11 protein-coding genes, 1 tRNA gene and 1 pseudogene are annotated in these 25,170 nt (G+C 68.1%); 9 read left to right on the forward strand and 4 right to left on the reverse strand.

All coding sequences use genetic code 11. The features are described from left to right. Positions 1-95: 95 nt before the first annotated feature. Entirely contained in the window at positions 96-527 is a 432-nt protein-coding gene (locus ACFYOY_RS01855) for a response regulator (RefSeq protein ID WP_232546197.1), read from the reverse strand. Positions 528-740: 213 nt separating this feature from the next. Between ACFYOY_RS01855 and ACFYOY_RS01860 the strand changes: the two genes are divergently transcribed. The 3 genes and pseudogenes from ACFYOY_RS01860 to pglX (ACFYOY_RS01870) form a co-directional block, all read left to right on the forward strand. Then, positions 741-812: transfer RNA gene (locus ACFYOY_RS01860), tRNA-Arg, on the forward strand. Positions 813-1,193: 381 nt separating this feature from the next. Then, complete coding sequence (locus ACFYOY_RS01865) at positions 1,194-1,862, forward strand: lytic polysaccharide monooxygenase (RefSeq protein ID WP_388584184.1); 669 nt, start codon at positions 1,194-1,196, stop codon at positions 1,860-1,862. Positions 1,863-2,110: 248 nt separating this feature from the next. After that, positions 2,111-4,189: pseudogene (pglX, locus tag ACFYOY_RS01870) on the forward strand (BREX-2 system adenine-specific DNA-methyltransferase PglX); the annotation flags it as partial. Positions 4,190-4,215: 26 nt separating this feature from the next. On the opposite strand, the gene ACFYOY_RS01875 reads toward pglX (ACFYOY_RS01870), so the two are convergent. Beyond that, positions 4,216-5,118, reverse strand: coding sequence for a hypothetical protein (locus ACFYOY_RS01875; protein ID WP_388584187.1), 903 nt, complete (start codon positions 5,116-5,118; stop codon positions 4,216-4,218). After that, positions 5,118-6,995: a DNA/RNA helicase domain-containing protein gene (locus tag ACFYOY_RS01880; protein ID WP_388584188.1), complete on the reverse strand. Its 1,878-nt coding sequence runs from the start codon at positions 6,993-6,995 to the stop codon at positions 5,118-5,120. Before ACFYOY_RS01880 ends, ACFYOY_RS01875 begins: the two co-directional genes overlap by 1 nt. Positions 6,996-7,352: 357 nt before the next feature. Here ACFYOY_RS01880 and pglW point away from each other — a divergent pair, with 357 nt between their 5' ends. Next, complete coding sequence (gene pglW / locus ACFYOY_RS01885; protein WP_388584191.1) at positions 7,353-12,080, forward strand: BREX system serine/threonine kinase PglW; 4,728 nt, start codon at positions 7,353-7,355, stop codon at positions 12,078-12,080. A gap of 237 nt (positions 12,081-12,317) precedes the next feature. Next, the gene (pglX, locus tag ACFYOY_RS01890) at positions 12,318-15,962 is read left to right on the forward strand and encodes a BREX-2 system adenine-specific DNA-methyltransferase PglX (protein WP_388584576.1); all 3,645 of its coding nucleotides are present in this window, start codon (positions 12,318-12,320) and stop codon (positions 15,960-15,962) included. A gap of 3 nt (positions 15,963-15,965) precedes the next feature. Here the strand turns inward: pglX (ACFYOY_RS01890) and ACFYOY_RS01895 are convergent, their stop codons facing one another. Next, a complete protein-coding gene (locus ACFYOY_RS01895) occupies positions 15,966-16,631 on the reverse strand; it encodes an ATP-binding protein (protein ID WP_388584194.1) in 666 nt (221 codons plus the stop codon). Positions 16,632-16,817: 186 nt separating this feature from the next. Here ACFYOY_RS01895 and ACFYOY_RS01900 point away from each other — a divergent pair, with 186 nt between their 5' ends. The 4 genes from ACFYOY_RS01900 to pglZ all read left to right on the forward strand — a co-directional run bounded on the left by ACFYOY_RS01900 (position 16,818) and on the right by pglZ (position 25,115). Further along, a complete protein-coding gene (locus ACFYOY_RS01900) occupies positions 16,818-17,690 on the forward strand; it encodes a helix-turn-helix domain-containing protein (protein WP_388584197.1) in 873 nt (290 codons plus the stop codon). Next, positions 17,687-17,890: a DUF397 domain-containing protein gene (locus ACFYOY_RS01905; RefSeq protein WP_388584199.1), complete on the forward strand. Its 204-nt coding sequence runs from the start codon at positions 17,687-17,689 to the stop codon at positions 17,888-17,890. The genes ACFYOY_RS01900 and ACFYOY_RS01905 overlap by 4 nt, the downstream gene beginning before the upstream one ends. A 306-nt stretch (positions 17,891-18,196) precedes the next feature. Then, the gene (locus tag ACFYOY_RS01910; protein ID WP_388584202.1) at positions 18,197-22,162 is read left to right on the forward strand and encodes a phage resistance protein; all 3,966 of its coding nucleotides are present in this window, start codon (positions 18,197-18,199) and stop codon (positions 22,160-22,162) included. A 19-nt stretch (positions 22,163-22,181) separates the two neighbouring features. Continuing rightward, the gene (pglZ, locus tag ACFYOY_RS01915; protein WP_388584205.1) at positions 22,182-25,115 is read left to right on the forward strand and encodes a BREX-2 system phosphatase PglZ; all 2,934 of its coding nucleotides are present in this window, start codon (positions 22,182-22,184) and stop codon (positions 25,113-25,115) included. Positions 25,116-25,170 lie beyond the last annotated feature (55 nt).

Here is a 25,170-nt window from a genome sequence, read left to right on the forward strand (position 1 = left end):
GAGCGCGCGGGGCGCACCGACACAGGGCGCACCGACACAGAGCCAAAGCCGAGACCCTCAGCCCGGAAGCGACAGGTCGGCCCTGGGGCCCACCACTACCCGGTGGGCCCCACAACCGGCTCGGCATCACCAGGAGCCGCCGCACCGGCCGCCCCCTGCCGCATCAGCCTCCGTACGAGCTCGACAAGATCGACGGGCTCGAAGGGTTTCGCGAGGAAGGCATCGACGCCCAGCGCCTTCCCGCTGTCCATCTCGTACTGCGTACACGCACTGATGATCGCGACGGGCACATGACACGTTCGAGCATCAGCGCGCAGCCTCGACGCCGTATGCAGCCCATCGAGTCTGGGCATCACGACATCGAGAGTGATCACATCGGGCCGCACCTGGTGAACGATCTCCAGGCACTCGGCACCATCGGCCGCGGTCACGACCTCGAAGCCCTCCAGCTCGAGGTTGACCCTGATCAGCTGCCGGATGACCTTGTTGTCGTCGACGACAAGGACCCGGCCGGACAAGCCAGGCACACCCTGAAGAGTAGGCGCGCAGCCACGGCCGCGTCCGGGTTTTCCCCACTTCCGCCCCGTGCGAGGGACCTTTCCCCAAGACCCCTGCGCCCCCACCTCCACATGCGGTATACGCCCCTCCGCTCCCCCTCCCACCAGCTCCCGATAAGCGTTCATGACCACCCTCTGCGAGCTGATAGTGTTCTACCTGTCGCCGCGAGACAGCGGCGACAGGCCCCCGTAGCTCAGGGGATAGAGCAACGGCCTCCGGAGCCGTGTGCGCAGGTTCGAATCCTGCCGGGGGCACTCGTGCGAGTGCCTGATGGACCCCGTCACCAGCGGAGACGCTGAGATCGGGGTCCTTTTGCATGTCGGCCCGCTGCTCAAACAACACCACGCCCAAGAGGCGCCCGGTCCGGCAGCGGGCAGCCGTTGTTGGGAGCGGCATCTCAGGTCGGTCATGTATGAGAGGGGGGGTGCCAGCAGTCTGGACACGGGATCCGCTCAGTGCCTTCTGAGCTTCGGCGAGTTGTGGCCTCTACTGGGAACCGGCCCTTGATGCGTCCCCTGCCTGAGGCTCCATCTCGGGCTCTACGCTTTGAGGGCTCCCTCTCGGGGAACCCCCCACTTTGGGAGCGCTCCCATCACTCTCTCACTCCCTCTAGGACGATGGAGGAAGATCGCGAAATGATGTGTCATGAACGCGGCAATTCCTTACGTTGGGCATCTCGCGCCCTCGGCCTGCTGGCCGCGGCGCTGCTTTGTCTGATCCCGTGGTCCACCACCGCGAGCGCCCATGGATCCGTCGTCGACCCCGCGTCCCGCAACTACGGCTGCTGGCTGCGCTGGGGAGACGACTTCCAGAACCCCGAGATGGCTCAGTTGGACCTCATGTGCTGGCAGGCGTGGCAGGACAACCCGAACACCATGTGGAACCGGAACGGGCTGTACCGCAACGGCTCCGCCGGTAACTTCCCGGCGGTGATTCCGGACGGGCAGCTGTGCAGCGGTGGCCACACCGAGGGCGGCCGCTACAACTCGCTGGACACTCCGGGCGCCTGGCAGACGACGAACATCGGCGGCAAGTTCACCGTCAAGCTGTACGACCAGGCCAGCCACGGTGCGGATTACTTCAAGGTGTATGTGTCCCGCCAGGGGTACGACCCCACCACCCAGCCGCTCAAGTGGAGTGACCTGCAACTGGTCACCACGACCGGCAAGTACGCCCCCAACCAGAACTACGCGATCGACGTCAGCACCTCCGGCTACACCGGCCGCCACGTCGTCTACACGATCTGGCAGGCATCGCATATGGACCAGACGTACTTCCTGTGCAGCGACGTGAACTTCGGCTGAGCCGTAGTCCCGCAACTCAGGCTTCCACGCCCGGCCCCGCTGGACGTACCCCATCCAGCGGGGCGCCCGGTCGAGCTCCGGCACTCGGTCGGCGCCAGCCACCCGACCGGACCTACCGGCGTCCCTGATCGTCTTCCATCGGTCGCACTGCGTCGACAAACTGATGCCGCACAGGAGCTTGGCGCCCCCACCTCCAGCAGGCCCCACACGACGCATATTTACGGCTTCCGGCTCGGACCTCAAGGCTCTTCGTAGCAGGTCATCGGACCCCCACTCTGATCCTGGTGGGGCGCAATGCACCGGGCATGCGCGACACGCCGGTGCGATCGGTCCTCGGCGTGCACGGAGAACCGAGGCAGCCGGTGTATCCGGCCCAAGGGATCGTGTGGAAGGCGATCCTCGACCAAGTGGACCAGCCCGGCACCACCTCTGAATGGGCGAGTGTCCAGGACGAACCCCGTCAGCGCTTCCACCGCTTCCCGTGGACTCTCACGGGTGGTGGAGGAGCGGACCTCATGGACGTGCTTTCCTGGGCTCCACGCCAGTTGGCCGACGTTCTCGCCGCTCCGGTCAGCGTCCTTACCGACCCGGGGAGGCACGACGTCTTCACTCTCGGCCGACCCTGGTTCACTAGGCATCCCGACTCGGCCGCGCTGGGTCGCGGCATGGTCGCGGGCCACACTGTACGGGACTGGCGTGCGGGTGTGGCGGCGGAAGTCTTGGCTCCCTATGACGCGGATCGCGGGCCCCTCCCCCCTGACCTCACCACCTCGTGGGGGAGACATCTGTGGACGATACGACAGGTACTGCGAGCGGCACCCGGGTCTCAGCAGTCGTCGCGGGCAAGGCCCTGGTGGGCCTGGAGGCGCTGGCCCCACGGCGGGATCCAGGGGCCGGCCATCACGTTCGCGTATATGGCCTCACACAACCACTTCGCGCTGGAGGAGGACGGAAAAGCATTCAGCCAAACCGCTCCGGTCCTGCGGCTGCCCTCGACCGCGGGCGAGGAGGAGTATGTCGGCCTCCTGGGAGTCCTCAACTCGTCAACGGCCTGCTTCTGGCTCAAGCAGGTCAACTCCAGCATCGGATCCGATGGGCTGGGCATTCCGCTGCCGGGCGAGGAATGGGCATGGTCCTGCACGTTCGCAACGGCATCCTTCTCGCGGTTTCCGCTGCCCGCCGCCCCTCCGCTCGACCATGCGCGGGCGTTGCACGTCCTCGGACGGAGCCTCGCTGCCCGTGAACCAAGCGCCGTGTGCGCGCAGCAGCGCCCGCTCGACCGGGACGCCTTGGACGCGGCCCGAAGTTCGCACGAAGAACTGCGTCACCAAATGATCGCTCATCAGGAGGAACTGGACTGGGAGGTATACGGCTCCTACGGGCTGCTAACCGCTGACGACCAAACCCGTCTGACCATGCCTCCTGGCTCCGCGCCGCCTCCGCTGCGCCCCGGGGAGCGCGCCTTCGAAATCGTGCTGGCCCGGAAGGTGGACGACAAAGAAGCAACGGACTCCTGGTTCACGAGAAACGGTGCGACGCGCATCACCGAGCCCCCGTCACACTGGCCGACCGCCTGTCGGGAAATCGTGCAGGCAAGAATTGACGCCGTCGAGTCGCACCCGGCCATCACTCTCGTCGAGCGCCCGGAGTGCAGGCGTCGGTGGTCCTCGGAGCCGTGGGAGCAGCGCGAGGAACGAGCGTTGCGCTCCTGGCTGCTCGACCGCTGTGAGGACGAACGGCTGTGGTTCGACCGCGGGAGCGGTGCTGCCCGCCCGCGCCCCCTGACGGCAGGCCAGCTCGCTCAGGAGGTCGGTGACGACGCCGCCCTGCGTTCCGTCGCCGCCCTCTACGCGGCAGATCACCTGGGGATGCGGGACCCGGCTCTCGGTGACGTGCTGGCGGCGGTCCTGGCCACCGAGCATGTGCCCTGTGTCTCGGCACTGCGGTACAAGGAGTCGGGGCCGCGCAAGCGCGCCCAGTGGGAACAGGTCTGGGAACGGCAGCGCAGCGAGGACCGGACGGGCGAGGCGCTCGGGCTCCCGGTCCCGCCCAAGTTCAGCGCGCACGACTTCCGGCATGCTGCCTACTGGCTGCACCGAGGCAGCCTGGACATCCCACGGGAACGCTTCGTCTCCTGCCCTGAAGGCGCCACGACCGTGTACCAGCTGACTCCCCTTCTCGCGGGTATCCAGGAACTGCTCCCCTGGGTCCGCCAGTGGGAAGCTCAAGACGCCGAGGAATTCGAGCATCACCTGGACGAGCTGCGGGCCTCTCATGGACTCAGCAGGCACGATGTCGCTGCCTGGCGGCCACGCAGAACGGCTTAGAGCCACATCGGCGGTTGATCCCGAGTTCAGCCGGCGACGTTGTCGCAGTGCCAGGTGAAAAAGGGCTCCCGGCTGGGGCCGTAGTCGGCGACTGTCCGCCCTTCGAGGGCTTTGGCCGCCTCCGCGAGGTGCGGGGTGGTGTTGGCCTTGTCGCTCACGGCGATACTGCCGTCGCTCGTGACGTGCACGTAGCCATGCTCGAAGAGCTCGTCGCAGCCGAGGAGGCAAGCCGGCATGATATTGGCGAGCTGGAGGCGCTCTTCGCGGCTGGCGGCGCTGCGACGCTTGATGTGGGCGGCACGGATGAAGCGGACAGGGAGGGTGCGTCCGCACAGGGCGCACGTGGCCTGGGCAGCGCCCTTGAGGAGACGCCTACGGAGCTTGGCCTGCTCGCGTCGGACGAGCACCTGAGCAACCGCGTTTTCTTCCCCGTCGTGATCGATGCTGCCGTTCCCAGAACCGGGTTCCACTGGGGGAAGGGCATCGGCCAGGTTCGCGACAACCGCGGTGCCGGCCTGCAGGATGGCAGCGCCTTGCTTGTTCGAGGACAGCCGGAGGGCTTCCATGCCGTCGGCACCCAAAGCACTGCCGTGGACGTCCTCCTCTTCGTCGAGAACGTCGATGCCGATGCGCTCGGGGTATTCGGCGTCCGGCCATACCGGCGTGCGCTCGATGAAGTAGGGCTTGTTGACTTGGGTGACGACGACACGCCGGAGGCTGACATCGGCCCACTCTCCGGGCGGCACACGATTCGCAGGGCCCCCGTACCCGAAGACGACGAGGTCGCCCTCCTCCAGGGACTGGACGGCAGCGCGGTGGTTGGCACGGTCCAGGCCGCTGGTGTGCCAGCCCCACAGGCCACGGCTGAGTCCGATTTCAAGGTTGCCGCTCGAGGGCTTGGAGACGTAGATGTACGCGGTTGTGGACATCAGCGCTCCATACCTTGAGTGGCTTCCGCATCTTCCGATGGCCACGGCGCACGGATATCACTGTTGACCATTTCGCGCAGCATGGCCTGTGTGTCCGGATCATCCGAGTACAGAACCGTTCCCGCCAGGCCGCGGGTAAGAAGAACCTTGTAGGTATGGCGGATGAGTCTCTCGAATTCAGCCGGCTTCGTGCGGGCCGCAACGGATGTGTCCCTGCTTTCTGCCTGGTTCCCGCGCCACTTGTTGCCGGCCCACACCAGATCCTTACCGAAGATGACCCCGTTCCAGGCGTACTCGAAGCCCTGAGCGGTGTAGATACAACCGATCTGGCCGAAGCCCGCCGGATCGGTGGCCCACAGCGATGAAGCGGGCGCTCCGTTCAGGGATCGCTTACTATCGACGTTCCACGGCCTGCGCCACCCATCGATATCCACATCGGGAACCAGAGTTCCATCGGCTTTCGGCTTGCTCCAGTCCCAGCAGAAGCCCGCCGTCATCCGCGCGGTGAGTCCGGCCTCCTGCCGCACTCGGAGAAAATCCTCCATCTCCTGGGGGGAGTCGGCGACATATACCTGGAAGTTTTTCTCATTGGTCCACCGCAGGGGACCACCGGGCTCAAGCCCCAGAAGACGGAGAACCCACTTCTCATATGCGCGACTACCGCCGCAGCGGAATTGCTCATTCAAGTCGACACGCCGGACAGTATGTCCACGCGCGGCGGCGGCATCGCTTATCTTCTTGACGCTGCCTATTTCTCGAGGACGCACGCCCTGGTAGTCATCGAGCAGAAAAACAGGAACCCTGGCCGCGTCAAGGAGTTCATCTATTTGCCGACCTTTTCCGGTGTGGGAGATTTCCCGGATTCGATGGGCCTCGTCACAGATCAGGACGTCGAGCCCGTTACGGTCGGCCGCCGCGAAGCTGTTGAAGTACGTGAACAGTCCCGCAACACTTCCATTTCTCTTGCCGACCACCGTCTGCAGCGTCGTGGTGAAGGATCTGGAGCCGGTGGCATGCACAACGCTTTGACGGTTCCGACCCAAGTACCCCATGACCTGCGCGGCGATGACACTTTTCCCGGATCCGGGGCCCCCTGAAACGACGATGACTTCTTTCGTGTCGGACTGACGCGACAGGTCCACCGCGCGTTTGACCAGAGAGAAGGCGACCTGCTGCCCGTCCAGGAGCGTGAATTCACCGCCGTCTATTATCTCGTCCGCGACCGCATCCATCAGGGGGCGGCTCGGCTCACGGGGACTGTCCAGCAGAAAGTCCGCGGCCGAGGCTCCTGTCGTTGGAGCGAGACAGCGTCGCAGATGATCCATCAATGCGCCGCGCGTCGTCTTCGTGAAGAGCTGCGCGCGAGCATCGGGCAGCCTGAACAGCTCCGCAACGTTCCTGTCATCGGCATTGTGCAGGTAAGCGATCCCGGAGACGTCATATTTTCCCGATTCCAGCACACTGGTGAAATTCTCCAGGAATTCGCAATACCGGCGGACCTGGGAAACGGGGTGCAGCAGGGCCTGGTCGTCGAGCTTCTCCACGAGACACAGGTCGTCCGTGGACGGCACAAGCCTTGCCGCGCTCCACTGTTTCAGCTCCACGACTACATACGACGGCTTGCCCGTTTCCGGATGCACACCGGCGAGGACAGCGTCCGCACGCAGACTGGACAAGGGCAACCGCTGCTCGATCAGCACTTCCACCTGGCCGAGCCCGGCGTCACGCAGCACCTCCCCCAGCGCGGTGAGGCTTTTCTCCCAGGACCGCTGCTCTCTGAAGGAAGGGCTGCTGAAGAGTGCGGATCGGTACTGCTCCGTGAGGTCCGTGACGAGCACTCCGGCGTTGCTGCGCTCCAGCAGGGAAAGTCCGGACATGCGAAGGAGTGGCACGGAGCGGTCTCCATACAGGTGAGGGGTCACATGCACATCGCTGACGCACTGGTCGACGCGGCCCCGCGTCGCCGTGAACACATAATCATATCAATGACTGGCGCGTCGTCAGCTCGCGACAGGAGCCTTCTCAGTCAGGGCAAAATCGCATGAAGCGCACTAATTGGGACCCGCGCGGCCCGCTCGGCCCCTCCCGCCACGGCGATTCCAGGCCCCTGCGGGCAGCACGTCGCAGCGCTGCCGACTCCCACCTCGTAACCGATACGATCTGGGCCGGGGATATTGCTGCCGAGCAGCCGCAATCGGTACAGATCGACGACAGACACGAAGCGGGGATGGCGCATGCGGGACGGCCGGTGGGTCACGGTCACCGAATCCGAGTTCCAGCACGAGCGCCGGGGGCTGGAGGCCATCCGCGAGAAGCTCCCCGACAACGACCCGTGGCGGGCCTGGTCGAACTTCACCTTCACCGCGCACAGCGGCCACGTCAGGGAAGTGGACCTCCTGGTGGTCGCCCCCGGCGGTGTGCATCTGATCGAGCTGAAGGACTGGCACGGTTCGGTCGAGTCCCGTAACGGCACCTGGCTTCAGACTCAGCCCAGCGGTCGGCAGATCACCCACGGCAACCCGCTGCACCTGGCGAACAAGAAGGCCAAGGAGCTGGCCGGCCTGCTGGCCCAGGAGGGCGAGCGGGTATGGGTGTCGGAGGCCGTCTGCTTCACCGACTCCTCGCTGAGGAACCGGCTGCCCGCCCACGACCAGCACGGCCTCTACACCGTGCACCAGCTCGCCCGGATGCTGGCGGAGCCCCCTCACGACGAGCGCCGCCGCATCGACCGGACCCGGTCGCGCCGGATCACGTCGGCCCTGGAGGGGGTGGGCATCGGCCGGAGCGACGCCGAGTACAAGGTCGGCCCCTACTTGCTGCACCGGAAGTCCTTCGACTCCGGCCCGACCTGGGCGGACTACCTGGCCCGGCACAGCGAGCTGCCCGAGGCCGCCCGGATCCGCGTCTACCTGCGGGAGCGCGGCTCGGACGCCGAGCTGCGCGCCTCGGTGGAGCGGGCGGCGCGGCGCGAGGCCGCGGTGCTGCGGCGCTTCCGGCACCCCGGGGTCGTCCAGCTCAAGCAGTACGACCCGGCCGGGCACTCGGCGGGCCCCGCGCTGATCTTCGACTTCGATCCGCGGGCGCTGCGCCTGGACGAGTACCTGGCGCAGTACGGCGAGAAGCTGGATATCCTCAGCCGCATGGCGCTGGTCCGGCAGCTCGCCGAGACCGTGCGCTCGGCGCACGGCCGCCGGATCTACCACCGCACGCTCGCGGCCCGCGCCATCCACGTCATGCCCCGCCCCCGGAAGCAGGCGGCGGGCGCGGACGGAAGCACGCACACCAACGGGAACGGCGAGGAGGCGGCCTGGCTCACCCCGTATCTGCAGATCTCGGACTGGCAGGTCGCCGTCCAGCGCGGCCCGGGGTCCGGCACGCCGAGCAGCGGCGAGCGGTTCGCGCCGACCACGCTCTCCCGCGCGGGCGCCCATCTCGCGGAGGGCGCCGACCCGTATCTCGCCCCCGAGTTGACCGCGCTGAAGGCCGACCCCGTGGCGCTGGACATCTACGGCCTCGGCGTCCTCACCTACCTGCTGGCCACCGGCAAGGCCCCGGCCGCCAGCCAGGCCGAGCTGCTGGCCCGGTACGAGGCGGGCGAGGGGCTGCGGCCGAGCGCCGTGGTGGATGGCCTGTCGGGGTACATCGACGAGCTGGTGCAGGCGGCCACCGCCTACCACGTCGACCACCGCCTGGACTCGGTGGACGACTTCCTGGAGATGCTGGAGGTCGTCGAGGCGGACCTGACCGAGCCCGCCCCCGCGGAGCCAGCCCGGCCGGCCCAGCCCGAGAAGGATCCGCTGGAAGCGGTCGCGGGCGATGTGCTGGCCGGCCGCTGGGAGGTCAGGCGCCGCCTCGGTACGGGGTCGACAAGCCGCGCTTTCCTTGTACGGGACCTGACGGCGGGCCCGGAGGTGCGCTTCTCGAAGACCCTCGCGGTGCTGAAGGTCGCCAACTCCGACAGCAAGGGCGAGATGCTCGCCCGCGAGGCGGAGATCATGGGACGGCTGCGCCCCGATTCGCGGATCATCCGCCTCGTCGAGCCGGAGCCGCAGCGCATCGGCGGCCGCACCGTTCTCGTCATGGAGTACGTCGGGAACGAGCGCGAAGCCGAGGACGGCGCACCAGCCGGGCCCGGGGAGCGCAGGAGCAGGCGGCGCGAGGAGACCGTCGCCCGCCAGCTCCGGGAGTTCGGCCGCCTGTCCGTGGACCAGCTCGAGGCGTACGGCGACTACCTGTTCGGCGCGGTGGACTTCCTCGAGGGCGAGGGCGTGTGGCACCGCGACATCAAGCCGGACAACATCGCGATCCGCATCCGCCCGAACCGCACCCGTGAGCTGGTGCTCATCGACTTCTCGCTGGCCGCCTATCCGGTGCAGGAGACCGGGGCCGGGACGGACGGCTACCTGGACCCGTTCATCGGCACGCTCACCGAGCGCTCGGTCTACGACGGGCACGCCGAGCGGTACGCCCTGGCCGTCACCCTCCACGAGATGGCCTCCCGGGAGCTTCCGGTCTGGGGCGACGGCCGGGTCTCGCCGCGCCAGACCGATGCCGAGAAGGAGCCGTACCCGAAGATCGCGGCCGATGCCTTCGATCCGGCGGTGCGCGACGGCCTCGTCGACTTCTTCCGCAAGGCGCTGCACCGGGACGCGGGCCGGCGCTACCCCGATCTCAAGCCGATGCGGGACGCCTGGAAGAAGATCTTCCTGGCCATGGACGAGGCGAAGCCGTCGTCGCGCCGCTCCCGTCAGCCCACCGCCACGCCGGGCGGTGCGAGCGGCGCGGCCGGTACGGGCAGTACGGGCGGCACCGGGGAGTCGCCCGCAAAGGCTCAGGAAGCCCCGATCCCGGCCGCCGAGGAGGAGAGCGCCGAGCAGCAGCGCGACCGGCTGGCGGCCGAGGCCGACCGGGAAACCCCCATCTCGGCCTCGGGCCTCAGCCCCGCCGCCCAGTCCTTCGTCTACGGCCTGCACGTCAACGACGTCGGTGGCCTGCTCGACTACAGCCGCCACCAGCTCGTCAACGCCCCCGGCCTGGGCGCCAAGACCCGTAAGGAAGTCCTCCGCCGCATCAAGGAATGGCGGCAGCGGCTCGCCGAACAGCCCGCCGCCCCGCTCACCCCCGAGGGACGCAAGGACGCGAAGGAGGAGCTGTCGGTCGCGGAGGCCGCACTCGCGACCGCGATCGCGGAGAACGGCGACGCCGAGGGCCTGCCCGAACGCGCCCTGCGCAGGGTCACCCTGGACACGCTCGCGACCATCTTCGTACCGGAGTTGAAGAAGGACGAGGCGAACCGCAACGAGTGCGAGATGGTGCGGCTGCTGCTCCGGCTCCCCGACGAGCGGGGCGCCCTGCCCGACATCGGCGTCTGGCCCAAGCAGAAGGATGTGGCGAGCGCGCTGGGGCTGTCGGCGGGCCGCATCCCGCAGATGCTGAAGAAGCAGCGCACCGGGTGGAAGAAGCACCCGGCGGTGCGGGTGCTGCGCGCCGAGATCCTGGACCTGCTGCGGGAACTGGGCCGGGTCGCCTCCGCGGCGGAGATCGCCGACGCCCTGGCGGTGCGGCGCGGCACCCAGCTCCCGGAGCGCGAGCAGCGCCGGGCGCTGGCGCTGGCCGCCGTACGCGCGGTGGTCGAGGTCGAGCAACTCGTACCGGACGAGGCCGAGTTCCAGCACACGCCGAACCGTGACGCGGCCGACGAGGGCATGGGCGCGGGGCTCCTGGCCCTGGAGGTCGGCCCCGACGACGCTCCCGAGACCCCCTCCGGGCCGGGTCTGCTCCACTACGCGCAGCGGCTGGGCAAGGTCGCCGACCGGCTGGCGGACCTCGACACCCTGCCGACGGCGGCCACGGTGCTTGCCGAGTTGGGCGCCATCGCGCCTCCGAGCCCGGCCGTGGAATGGGACGAGCGGCGCATCGTCGAGATCGCCGCCGCCGCCTCGCGCCGGGCCGCCGCGACGCCCCGCCTGGAGATCTACCCCCGCGATCTGCCGCTCGTACGGGCGCTGCGCCTCACCCAGGCCGGCCTGGTGCCGCGCATCCCCGGCGTGCCGGACGAGCGGCAGCCGGGGCTCACGGCCAAGGACATCCACGAACGGGTCCGGGCCCGCTTCCCCGAGCTGCTGAACGAGCGGCGCGGGCACGCGCTGCCGACGGACGGGCCGCTGACGCGGGCGCTGCGGGAGGCCGGATTCGACCTGGAGCTGAAGACCCGCGAGGGCCACGGGACGCTGCGCTACATCCCGCGCCAGCGGGACGGCCAGTCCACGTACCTGTCGTCGGACGCCGCCCGCCAGGCCACCGGCGTCCTCACCGCCCACCGCTACTCCGACGACCCGCAACTCGCGGGCGCGGCCGTGGCCGAGGAGCGGCTGCTCGCCTCGGCCCGCCGGGACGGCTTCCGGGTGCTGACGGTACGGACGGGGCTGGCGAGCCGCGCGGTGGGCGAGCTGACGTCGGAACGCTTCGGCGCGGAGGCGGTGTCGGTGACCGACCTGTTTGTGCGGGCCCTGCACGAACAGGTGGACCCGCGACCGAAGCCGACGTGGGAGACGATCCTGCGCGCGGACGCGGCGGAGCCGGGCTCGAAGGCGGCGATGCGGTTCGGGGAGTACGCGCGGACCAGCTGGGGCGCGGTGGAGCCCCGGCTGCGGGAGCTGGTGTCGGGGGCGCGGGGGCCGGGCTCGGGGTCTCCTGTGCTGCTGACGGACGCGGGCGCGTTCGCCCGGTACGACGCGATGGCGGTGCTGGAACGGCTGGCCGACGCGGCGCGGGACGGTGGACGCGGGCTGTGGCTGCTGTGCCCGCAGAGCGACCCGGCGCGACCGCCGAGGCTGGGCGCGGTTGCTGTGCCGTATCAGTCCGGGCTGGGAGAATGGGTCGAGTTGCCCGAGTCGTGGGTGGCCAACGCCCACCGGGCCGAGGCGTTGGCGGCGCGCGCGGGCCTGTCGGGGGACGGCTAGTGGCGGGGTGGGAGCCGCCGAGGCAATGGGCACATTGGGGACAACGGGGAACACGGGAGTTGTGACGACGTGATTGACGCTCCAGCGCTGCGGACCGACCTGATCAAGCAGGTCAAGGCGATCGAGGTGGATCTCGCCAAGCAGGTCAAGGACGGGGAGTCGGTCCTCAAACCGCTGCGGCAGGAGTACGAGGAGGCGAGCAAGGCGGATCCAGCGACTCCGAGGTGGAGTGCGTGGCTGGACGCGCGGTTGGGGTCGGGTTCGGCTCAGAGTGAGTTGTCGGCGGACCGCGTGGAGCGGGTACGGGCGGCCGACGCGGTCGCGGGTCGGCTGCGGGCCGAGTACGACGAGGCGCGGAAGCTGGGTCGTACGGCGGCGACGTGGAACGCGTGGCTGGACGAACGGGTCACGCAGGTCGCCGTGGCATGGGTCTTGGGCACGGTGTTCGTGCGGTTCTGTGAGGACAACCGGCTGATTGCCGAGCCGTATCTGACGGGGCCGGATGCAGAGCGTCGGGACCTGGCGGAGGCGCGGTATGCGCAGTACGTGGAGGAGGACCCGGACCCGACGTATCGCGGGTGGCTGGAGCGGGCGTTCGAGGAACTGGGCGCGGGGCAAGCCGGGAAGCTGCTGTTCGACAAGCGGCGCAATCCGCTGTACCAGATTCCGCTGTCACATGATGCGGCGCGGGCGCTGGTGGAGTTCTGGCGCGAGCGGGGTGAGGGCGAGGACGCTGACCGGCTGGTCCATGACTTCACCGACCCGTTGGACGAGGACGACCCCACGAAGGGGTGGGACACCCGGTTCCTGGGTGACCTGTACCAGTGGCTGTCGGAGTCGGCGCGGAAGACGTATGCGCTGCTTCAGACACCGGAGTTCGTGGAGGAGTTCATCCTCGACCGGACGATGGACCCGGTGGTACGGGAGCTGGGCGGCACGTTCGGCGAGCTGAAGATGATCGACCCGACGTGCGGGTCGGGGCACTTTGTACTGGGTGCGTTTCGGCGGATGGTCCGGCTGTTCGCGGAGCGAGAGCCGGGGCGGGACGTGCACGAGCGGGTGCGGGATGCGCTGAACGCGGTGCACGGTGTGGACATCAACCCGTTCGCGGTGGCGATTGCGCGGTTCCGGTTGTTGATGGCTGGGATGGCTGCTGCGAATGTGCGGACGCTGACAAAGGCCAGCAAGTACGACTGGCCTATCCACCTGGCAGTCGGGGACTCGCTTATCCAAGACCGTCAGCTTGAGATCGGCGTACGCGGAACCGAGGGACAGAGTGAACTAGAGTTCGTCACCGACCAAAAGGACGAGCTGGCGGAATTCTCCTACGCCACGGAAGACATCCGCGACCATAAGGGGATCTTGACTCGGGGCCGGTACGACGTAGTCGTAGGAAATCCGCCTTACATCACAGTCAAAGACAAAAACCTTAATAAACTATATCGAGAACTATACTTGTCTTGCGCTGGCAAATACGCGCTATCCGTTCCTTTTGCTGAGCGCTTTTTCCAGCTAGCAAAGACAGGTGGACCTGGTGGGCGGGGGTACGGCATGGTTGGCCAGATCACCGCCAATTCGTTCATGAAGCGAGAGTTCGGAACCCAGCTGATTGAAGAGTACTTCGCCCATAAGGTCGAATTGACAGAAGTCATCGATACCTCTGGGGCTTTTATCCCGGGGCATGGAACACCGACTGTCATTCTTGTTGGGCGGCGACGAGCTGGAAGCATTCGCGCGGATTCAGTGCGGACCGTTCGCAGCATCCAGGGCGAGCCGGCCACACCGGAACACGCTGAAGAAGGCTTGGTCTGGAGGGCCATTACCAAGCAGATCGATGACCCTGGGTCAACTAGCCAATGGGTGTCTGTAGATAACCTGGGACGCGAAGAGTATTTTGGCAAGCAGCCATGGATGCTGGCCGACGGCGGGCTAGAAATGGTTAAAAAAATCAATGCCAGCACCAAGAGTCGCATCAGCAGCATTGCCAGTTCCGTGGGAATTACAGGGTTCACCCTCAGTGATGATCTATATCTTCTGCCGTTTCATAGCGCACACAGAAACAGACTACCGGACGCCTTCACACGCCCCATGGTAACCGGCGACACATTGCGGGACTGGTCCGAGGGGGAGATGGAAACGGCCGTATTCCCCTACGACTCGAACCTCTCAGCCATTAATGTCGAATCAAATCGCGAGCTGCACCGATACATGTGGCCAGGAAGGACGGAAATTTCCCGAAGCATCTTGTTCGGCGGGAAGACGAAGATCCAAGGAGGACTACTGTGGTCTGAATATGGACGCCTGACAGCCAGCAAGCTACGCACGCCCCTCTCTATAGCTTTTGCTTGCGTCGCAACGCACAATCACTTCGTCTTGGATTATGGAGGCAGGTTTTTCAATCGCCATGCACCCGTGATCAAATTGCGGGATGCGGAGAACAAGACACAACACCTCGGCCTCCTAGGACTTCTCAACACTTCCACCGCGTGCTTCTGGCTCAAGATGATGAGCCACAGCAAAGGAACAGAGGGGCATCAATCCGGAATCAAAACAGAACTCTGGGAGCAGTTCTACGAATTCACAGGAACCAAACTTCAGCATTTCCCCGTACCTGAGCGTTATCCGATAACTCTGAGCGCCGCCTTGGACGCTCACGCTCAGCAGCTCTCCACCTCGACCCCTTCAACACAGAAAATTATTTCCGCTCCAACTCCTACGTTTTCCTTCCTCAGTGAAGCACGCGCAAAATGGGAATCTACTCGCGCCCGCATGATTTCGCTCCAGGAGGAGCTGGACTGGCAGACCTACTCGCTCTACCACCTGCACTCAGAAGACCTTCGAACCCCTGAAAAAGAAGTCCCCGAACTTGCTCTCGGCGAGCGCGCATTCGAAATTGTTCTCGCCCGTCGTGTTGAGAAGGGCGAAGCCTCCGACGAGTGGTTCAAACGGCACAACTCCAAGCCCATCACTGAGCTGCCCGACCACTGGTCCGACGTCTACAAGGCCGTCATCCAGAAGCGCATCGACGCCATCGAGACCTCTCGCGCCATCGGCATGGTTGAGCGCCCTGAATATAAGCGTCGTTGGGCAACTGAGGGGTGGGACGCACTCCAGGAGCGTGCGCTCAAGTCGTGGTTGCTGAACCGAATGGAGAACCGTGAGCTGTGGTTCCCGGACGGGCAGCCGACCATCCTCACCCGCGATCAGCTCACCTCCGCCCTCTCCCTCGATGAGGACTTCGTGTCCGTCGCGGAGCTGTACGCACCCCGCACAGAGCTAGCGACCGTCGTAACCGATCTCCTCGCCGAGGAGCACGTGCCGTTCCTCCCCGCGCTCCGCTACAAGCCCAGTGGCCTGAAGAAGCGTGAAGACTGGGAGCAGGTCTGGGATCTCCAGCGGAAGGAAGACACCGCTCCGGACGAACCCGCCAAGCGGAAGATCCGGGACATCATCCCGGTGCCGCCGAAGTACACCTCGGCCGACTTCCTCAAGCCGTCCTACTGGCGGGCCCGAGGCAAGTTGGACGTACCCAAGGAGCGGTTCATCTCGTATGCGACCGGCGCGATCTCCGGGACGCCGAAGCTGTTCGGCTGGACGGGCTGGGATCACCGAGAGCAGGCGCAGGCGCTCGCCACATACTTCACCAACCACGACGGGCTGTCTTCGGAGGAGATGACGCCGCTCCTCGCGGGCCTGCTCGAACTTCAGCCTTGGCTCGACCAGTGGCACAACGACTTCGACCCGCTCTACGGCAGCTCTCCCGCAGCCTTCTTCGCGGGCTACCGCGCCACCCAGCAAGGCGAACACGACCTGACCGATGACGATCTGCGGGCCTGGCGGCCCGCCCCGGCCACTCGTGGCCGGCGCTCGGCCAAAGGCTGATCGCTACCCCGGTGCGTCCTCTCCGCTCCTGTGCGGGGAGGACACACCGGGGTCTCGCACGGTCAATGGCGCGGTGGGATCAATCCGCAGCGCCGGGCTGTCGTCCAGCTCAAGCACGACACTGCACCCGTCGCCGGCGGACGCAGAAGGCGCAGTGCTCACGCTTTGGACCGTCCGCCAGGCGCCCCACACCCGTACGCACTGACCCGGGCGGACCGCTGCCGCAGCGATCTCAGCACGGCTGCGTTCAGGAACGCGGTCCGGGGCCCTCAACTCGGCCCAGACGGTTTTTCCGATCCCGCACGCGCGTTGCTCGAAACCCCAACGATCAGCCAGCGCCTCCACGAGCAGTAGCCCACGCCCGCCCGTCTCGCCCTCGCCGGGCGCCCGCACCTCGGGTTTCCCTTCGCCTGCGTCGCTGGCTTCCAGACGCAGCAGGCCGTCTTCCATCAGCCACACGATCCGTACTCCGACCAGCCGGTCACGCGGCACACGCACGCGCATCGCATTGGTCACCAGCTCCGAGAGGACCAGCTCAGCAGTCTCCGCCGCCTGTCCGATACCCCACTCACCGAGCGCGGAATGCAGTAACGCACGCGCTCTGGGCACGCTGCTCCGCCGACGAGGCAGCCGGAACTTCACTTCGTAAGCGGTGGAGTGCTCTGCCATGACGCCCCCTGGGGGTAGGTAGCTGTCGATCAAGTCCCTGTGGACTGATGGCGGTTCGAACCGTCCTGAGCAGATTGCCCCCGCCACACAGACTCGCGCAACGTTGCATGAGTTATCGCTTCTCGATTCACTCGTTCGTGCTACTTCGGGAGCCATCAAGCCCCAGGCACTGATAGGTAGTGACGTATGCCAACCGTCAAACCCTCCACCGTGCTGGGGCGCCAACTCGGCGACGAACTCCGCAGATTCCGCGAGAGCGCGGGCCTCTCCACTGCCGATGCAGCAGAAGTCCTCGACTGCACCAAGGGGAAGATCAGCCGCATCGAGAACGGTCACGTTCCCGTCCGCACACCGGACCTGAACGCCCTCATGCATGCGTACGACATCGAAGACAGCGAGGCACGCGAGCGCCTTGCCGCACTGGCGCGCAGGGCCAATCGTCGGCGTCGCGACGGCTGGTGGCGTCAGTACGAGTCCGTACTCGGCGATGCGTACCGCGACCAGATCGAGATGGAGGCCATCTGCGACAGCATCCGCACGTACGAAGTGCAACTCGTCCCCGGACTCCTGCAGACTGCGGAGTACGGGCGCGCAGTGACGGTGGCCTCGCGCTCCTGGCAGACGCCCGAGGAGATCGAACAGTTCGTCCAGGTGCGGCTCACCAGACAAGAACGACTGGTCGGCGAAACGCCCATGGACTTCTGGGCCGTACTGTCCGAAGGAGTCCTGCGGCAGCAGGTTGGCGGCCCAGCCGTGATGCGAGCGCAACTGGAGCACATGGCTGCCATGGCGGAGCAGTCCAACGTCACTGTGCAGGTACTACCGTTCTCACGTGGTGCGCACTCAAGTATGTTCGGGCCGTACCTACTTCTCAGCTTTCCGCAGTTGGCATCGCTCGACCTTGTGCTGTCAGAAACTCCGACCGGCAACATCTGGATGGAGCGGGAACTCGAAGTCGCTCGCTATCGCGAACTCTTCGACGATGCACGCACGGCAGCGCTGCCACCGACGGAATCGCTCGCTGTGATCCGTCGCGTCGCCAAGGAGTACCAGTCGTGAGCAATGAAACCGATATATCGCCAGACCTCATGGAGGCGGCATGGCGTACGAGTAGCTACAGCGGCGGGCAGGGCAACTGCGTCGAGGTCGCCGACAGCCTCTCCCACGGGGTCTGGCTCCGCGACAGCAAGCGCCCCGCCGGTCCCGTCATACGCATCAGTCGGACGGCCTGGTCCACATTCATCACGCACCTGCGCTGAGCCGGACCACAAGGCCGGAATAGAAGCCGGAGACTTCGACAACCTGTAGTCCCCCTCCCCCATCGGTCACTCCACCCGCTCCCGGCCCGTCCCGCATGCTGGTTCCCTCCCCTACGCAAACCGTTACGATCGTGGACGGGCCACAGTCGTCGTACGACGACTACGACGACTGACGACAACACACCGGGGCCGCGCGGAGACCATCCGTAACCGTCGCCGCCCCGGGCCAGGGGGGAGACCCTGCTGTCCAGGCCCACGCGCTCACGCGCACCCAGGGACGCAGGAACCAGGAGAAGCGAGACACAGATGGCCCCGAACGCCACCGGCACGGCACCTCTCCTCCGCGACGTCATCGACATCAAGACGTCGATCTCCACCTCCGACTTCGTGCTGAAGCTCGCCGAGGCCGTCACCGAAGAAGGAGCTGCCCGCGCCCTTCGCGACTACGTCGTCACCGAACGCCTCCTGGAGAACTTCGACGAGGCCCTCAGCCTCATCAAGGCGGCCCTCGACGGGCACACCTCGAAGGCCGCCTACCTCCACGGCTCCTTCGGCTCCGGTAAGTCCCACTTCATGGCCGTCCTCCACGCCCTCCTCCGGGGCGACGCGGCCGTCCGCAGCCGTGGGGACTTCGACCCGGTGCTGACCAAGCACGAGTGGCTGGGCGCCGACGGCAAGCGGTTCCTGCTCGTCCCGTATCACATGCTCGGCGCGAAGTCTCTGGAGCAGCGCGTCCTCGGTGGCTACGTCAGCCACGTCAAGTCGCTGCCCCAGCACAAGGACGCCCCGACCCCGCAGGTCTACCGGACCGACTCGCTCTTCGAGGACATCCGCTCCCACCGCCACCGCGTAGGCGACGAAGCCTTCATCGCCGGGCTCGCCGACGCCCCCACCCCCGGTGCCACCGGCGCCGCCGATGAGGACGACGACGAGTGGGGCGATCCGTTCACCTGGACGCCGGAACTGCTCGACACCGCGCTCGCCGCCGAGGAGCTGGACGGCGGCGAGGTGAACCTGAACCTCGTCAACCCCAGCACTCCGGCCGAGCTACGCGCGAAGCTGGTCCACGACGCGAGCATGACCTGGTTCCCCGGGTTCGCCCGGCACGCGGCCGAGGACGAGCACGGGTTCATCTCCCTCGACGCCGGTCTCGCCGTCATCGCCGAGCACGCGAAGTCGCTCGGCTACGACGGGCTGATCCTCTTCCTCGACGAGCTGATCCTGTGGCTCGCGAACCGCATCCACGACCAGAAGTTCGTCTCCCGCGAGACCGACAAGATCACCAACTTCGTGGAGGGCGCCGACTCCCGCCGCGCCATCCCGATCGTGTCGTTCATCGCCCGCCAACGCGACCTGCGCGAACTCGTCGGCGAGGAGACCTCCGGCGCCGCCGAGACCGCGATCCAGGACAGCCTGAACCTGGCCTCCGGCCGCTTCGACAAGATCACCCTGGAGGACCGCAACCTCCCCCAGATCGCCCACGCCCGCCTCCTCACGCCCAAGGACGCCGAGGCCGCCGCCAAGCTGGACGCCGCCTTCGCGAAGATCAAGCGCGTCGGGCCGCAGATCTGGGACGTGCTGCTCGGCTCGGACGAGGCGACGACCGGGGCCGACGAGGAGTCGTTCCGGCTGACGTACCCCTTCTCCCCCGCCTTCATGGACACGCTCGTCCATATCTCCTCCGCGCTCCAGCGCTCCCGCACGGGCCTCAAGCTCATGGGCCAGCTCCTCGCCGACCACCGGGACGACGCGACGCTGGAGAACCTGATCCCCCTCGGCGACCTCTACCCCGTCATCGCGGACGGCGGCGACAGGCCGTTCGTGGACAGCCTCAAGGTGGAGTTCAAGGTCGCGGACAAGCTGTACCGGACCAAGCTGCGGCCGCACCTCCTCGGGAATTACGAGATCACCGAGGAGGACGTCGAGCGCTACCGGCACCGCCGCGAGACCATCACCGACCCGCAGCTCCTCGAACGCTGCCGGGGCTTCGTCGGCGACAACCGGCTGATGTGCACGCTGCTGCTGTCCGCGCTCGCCCCCGGCGTGCCCGCCCTCCGCGACCTCACCATCCGGCGGCTCGGCGCGCTCAACCACGGCTCGGTCCTCTCCCCCATCCCCGGGGCGGAAGTGGGCATCATCCGGGCGAAGGTGGACGAATGGGCCTCGCGCTTCGTGGAGATCAAGGCGACCGGCACCAAGGTCAACCCCGGCGTGCGGCTCGAACTGGCCGGGGTGGACGTCGACTCCGTCATCGCCAACGCGAACGTGAACAACAACCGCTCCAACCGCCGGGCCCTGGCCAGGCGGCTCCTGGCCAAGGAGCTGGGCCTGGAGGTGCACGAGCGGCTGGGCAGCGCGGATGATCTGGCGCTGGTCTGGCGCGGCTCGAACCGCACGGCGGAAGTCGTCATCGGCGATGTCAACGACCAGGAGAACCTGCCCGACCACGAGTTCTCCCCGAGCCAGGACGGGCTGTGGCGGCTGGTCGTCGACCTGCCGTACCAGGAGAGCGAGCACGGTTCCGTCGAGGCGGTCAACCGGCTGCGCGCGCTGCGCGAGCAGTCCGGCACCGGGACCCGCACCGTGGGCTGGATCCCCACCTATCTGTCGGCCCCCCGCTACAAGGACTTTCAGAAGCTGGTCGTCATCGACTACGCACTGGCCGACCAGCGGCGCTTCGACACCCACTACGCCCAGCACCTCAACGCCGACAACCGGGCCCGTGCCAGGGTGCTTCTCGAAGAGCAGCGGGAGTCCCTGATCAAGACCGTGACGGCGGCCTTCAAGCAGGCGTACGGCTGCGCGGACAAGAAGGCGTCCGACGTCGACGTGTCCTTCGAGGACCACTTCGAGTCGCTGCGTGACGTGCCCGATCTCAAGGTCTCCATCGGCCAGTCGCTGTCCGACGGGGCCCGGCACATCGCGAAGAAGCTGCTGGCGCACCAGTACCCCGCGCACCCCGACCTCGACCCCGACGGCACCCACACGGCGGTCACGCCCGCGCAGGCCCGTACCGTGTTCGGGCACATCCGGGCGGCGGCGGAATCCGCCGAGCGGCAGGTCGAGGTACCTTCGAAGGACCGGCTCCTGATGCGGCGGATCGCGGCGCCCCTCGGGCTCGGCCAGCAGGGAGAGGTCTACTTCCGGCCCTCCAGCCGCTGGGTGGACCACGTCAACCTGCAGGCTCGCACCGACGGCGGTCCGGGCGACCTGAGCGTGGTCAAGCTGGCCGAGTGGATCGACCGGCCCGAGCCGATGGGCCTCGACGCGTTCCTCGTCAACCTGGTCATCGCCTCGTACGCGGAGATGGACGACCGGGTGTGGGTGCGTGCCGGCTCGCTGCTCGACCCCGCGCCCGAACTATCGGCCATCAAGCCCCAGGACGGTCTGCGCTCCCAGCCGCTCCCGGACGAAGCGGTCTGGGAGGAGGCGGGGCGCCGGTTCTGGGACATCTTCGGCGAGCAGCCCCCCAAGCTGCGCCGGGGCCGGCTGGTCAGCCACTTCGCCCGGCAGATCACGGCCAAGGCCCGCGACTACAAGCCGCATGTGGACACGCTGGTCGAGGAGTTGGAGAAGCACGCGAAGCTGCTCGGCCTGGACGGGGCCGACGAGTCCGCGACGGGCAGGCTGGCCCTCGCCCGCCGCTCGCGTGACCTGCTCAAGGAGCTGCGCGACCTCTCCGAGACCACGGCGGGGGGTTCGGCGGCGGCCAAGCAGGTCATCACCACGTTCGCCACGTTCGATCTGGGCGAGGCGTCCGCCGGCCGCTACGGAGCCACGATCAAGCAGGCCAAGACCGTCGCCGACGCGCTGGTCGTCGCGGCCTGGGACATGCTGAAGCTCGCGCCCAACTACGGGCCGCAGGGCGAGGCGGTGCTGGAGGCGCTGCGCGGCGCGGCACGCGCGGATCAGCGCACGATGCGGCTCGAGGACGCCTTGCGAGACGCGCGGAAGTCCATCGTCTCCGTCATCGAACGCAGCCAGGCGGCAGCCCGCCCGCAGCAGCCCACACCCACCCCCACGGTCCCGCCGGTCCCCGTGTCCCCGCCTGCCCAGCTCACCACGCCCGACGCGGTGAGCCTGAACGACGACACCGCCCGGCCGCCGGTGTCCACCAACCACCCGCTCCCCGGCCCTCGTGCGGCGCGCCGGTCGGGCGGCGGACGGGCCAAGGCGTCCCAGGTGATCGCCCAGCTCCGGGCCGAACTGGATGAACTGACGGCCACCGATCCCGACGCGACGATCGAGATCAGCTGGCGGGTCGTGGAATGAGCGGAACGAGGCGGGTGCGGTGACGACCACGACGACGAGCACGAGCGCGGGGCCCACCACCAGTGCGGCACGGCTCAACTCCGCCACCATCGCCCAGTATCTGGCGTCCCAGCGCGGCCTGGACCCGGGCAAGCGCCGGGCCGTGCTGCTGCGCGCCGCGCCGCGCTGGGAGGGCCCTGCCGAGCTGGCGTGGGGCGAGCACCGGCACGCGTCGGTGGCCACCGCGCCCTCGCCGCTCGCCGCGTACGAGCTGGTACTGGCGCACCAGGCGCCGGCGGCGCCCGGCCCCGACGTGCTGGTGGTGCTCACCGACCGGGAGGAGGCCGAACTCGGCCCCGACCTGCTGGCCAAGGCGCACCGGCACCGCGTCAACGTGGTGGACTCGTGGGACGTCGTCCGGGAATCCTTCGGCGCGGTCAGCGCCGACCGCTGGCTGGTCGACGAGACCTGGGCCGCGGAGGCGCTGCTGGACGCCACCCCGCCGGGCGGCTGGCCGCGGCTTCCGGGCGGGGTGCTGTCCCGGGACAAGGCGCTGAGCGAACTCACGCTCCGCAGGCTCGGCATCGGCCGGTACGACCCGGACCGCGACCAGGAGCACAGCCTGTCCGCGAACGGCGACGACCTCGACATCCACACGCTGCTGCGGTGGTCGCTGGCGTCCGGCGGCCCGGACCGCTATCTGGCGCTGCGTGCGCCCGAGCGGGCCGGTATCCGCGAGTTCCTCGGCTCGTCGGACCAGGCGGGCCAGGCCGGACGGGCACTGCTCGCCCTGGTCGAGGCCGAGCACGGGCCGGACGCCGTCGCCTTCGGCCTGGTCTGCGCCGCGCTGTGGACGCATGCCGACGCGGCGGCGGACGCGGAGAACTACCGGGCCCGGGGGCGGGCCGAGCGCTGGTTCGGCGAGGAGCCGCCCGCCCACGGCGAGGCCCTGGACACCCTGGTGGCGGCCTTCGGCCGCGCATGCGAGGAGTACGTCTCGGGGCTGCTGCTGACAGGACGGTCGGCCCACGAGGAGTCGGCGGCGACCGCGCGGCGCCTCTCCGGTTCCGTACGCGACCGTGCGGCCTCCCTGGCACGGCAGTTCGGCGCGGAGCGAGCCACCCGTACGAGCCCCCTACTGGCCGCGGGGCTCGAGGCCCGCTTCACCGCCGTCGGGGAAGCGTTGTCGGCCGGAGACCAAGCGCGGGTCGCACAAGCGGTGGCCGCGCTCGACGACCATCGGCTCGCACCTGAACCCGATGCCCGGCCCCGTATCGAACGGGCGCGCATGGCACAGCGGCTCACCCAGTGGCTCGCCACGGAACCGGCGACGGGCGGCGAGGCGGAGAGCGGAAGCGTGCGGGCCGGGATCGGACGGCAGGTTACCGACACCGGATGGGTGGACCTCGCGCTCGACCACATCGAGTCCGGCGGGGACCCCGATGCGACGCTGAAGTCGGCCTACGACGCCCTGGGCACCTCCGTACGCGCCCGCCGACGGGACATCGACCGCCACTTCGCCCGGTCCCTCGCGGCCTGGACGGCGGGCGGCAGGCCCCCGGAGGACATGCTGACGGTGGAGACCTTCCTGCCCAAGGTCGTCGCCCCTGTGGTGAAGGCGGGGAAGCGCCGGGTGCTGCTTCTGGTCCTCGACGGGATGAGCGCCGCCATCGCCGCCCAGCTCGGGGAGGAACTGCGCGAGCACTGGGTGGAGTACGACCCGCTGCCCAAGGCGAAGGGCACCCCGGTGCGCCGGGCGATGGCCGCCGCGCTGCCCACCGTCACGGCCGTGTCGCGCACCTCTCTGTTCGCCGCACGTCTCATGAGTGGCACCCAAGGCGACGAGAAGAGGCTCTTCCCGGAGCACCGCTTCTGGGGCGAGGAGGAGGTGGCCGTCTTCCACAAGGACGACCTGCGCGGCGACACCAGCGGTGCGCCCCTCGGGCCCGAGCTGCACGAGGCGCTGGTCGGTGACCGGACACATGTCGCCGTGGTGCTCAACACCATCGATGACCGGCTCGCCACCGAGCAGAAGCTCGGCGACGGCGCCTGGCGGCTCGGGGACATAGGGCGACTGCGGGACTTGCTGCACTTCGCCGCCACCCAGGGCCGGGCCGTGATCCTCACCAGCGACCACGGGCATGTCATCGACCGGCACGGGGCACGGGTCGAGGCCGACCCCGACCGTGTGGAGTCGGCCCGCCACCGCTCCGGCAAGGGCCCGCTCGCCGAGACGGAGATCGCGCTCTCGGGACCGCGCGTGGTCGCGCCGGAGCCCGGCGGCGAGATCGTCGCCCTCTGGGACGCGGACTCCCGCTACACCTCGCAGAAGGCCGGTTACCACGGCGGTGCCTCCCTGGCCGAAGTCGCCATCCCCGTCCTGGCCTTCCTGCCCTTCGGTGCCGAGCCACCGAGCGGCTGGCGTGAGCTGGGCAGCCAGCAGCCGCCGTGGTGGCCGCTCGACACGGCAGCCGACGAGCGGACGCCGGCACGGCCCGCCGTGGCGCCCGCCCCGGCGAAGAAGCCATCCAAGCGGGCGAAGGCGGACGCCGAGCTGGCCAGGAGCCACGACTCGCTCTTCGATGTGGCGCAGGTCCCCTCGGAAGGGGATGACGCCCTGCTCTCCAAGAAACCGGTCTCACCGGTGTCACCGGATGACGCGCTGGTCGAGGCGCTGATGGCATCGGATATCTTCGAGGCCCAGGTGGACTTGCTCGCCCGCAGGCCCCGCCCGCCGGAGCTGGCCCGGGTCGAGAAGGCCGTACGGGCGCTGCTGGACGCAGGGGGCACCCTTCCGGTGACGGCACTGGCACAGCGCATCGGCCTGCCCGCTTCCAGGGCGGCCGACGGCTTCGCCGCCGTACTGCGGCAGCTGCTGAACCACGACGGCGTGCAGGTCTTGGAGACGCTGCCCGACGGCCGGACGGTGCGGCTGCACACGGGCCTGCTGCGAGACCAGTTCGAGCTGCGATGACGGATTGAGGCATGCCGCTGGGTGCCCAACCGGACAGCCGGTCCGGCACCCAGCG

This window comes from Streptomyces sp. NPDC007875 (genome assembly GCF_042868035.1).
GTDB lineage: Bacteria > Actinomycetota > Actinomycetes > Streptomycetales > Streptomycetaceae > Streptomyces > Streptomyces antimycoticus.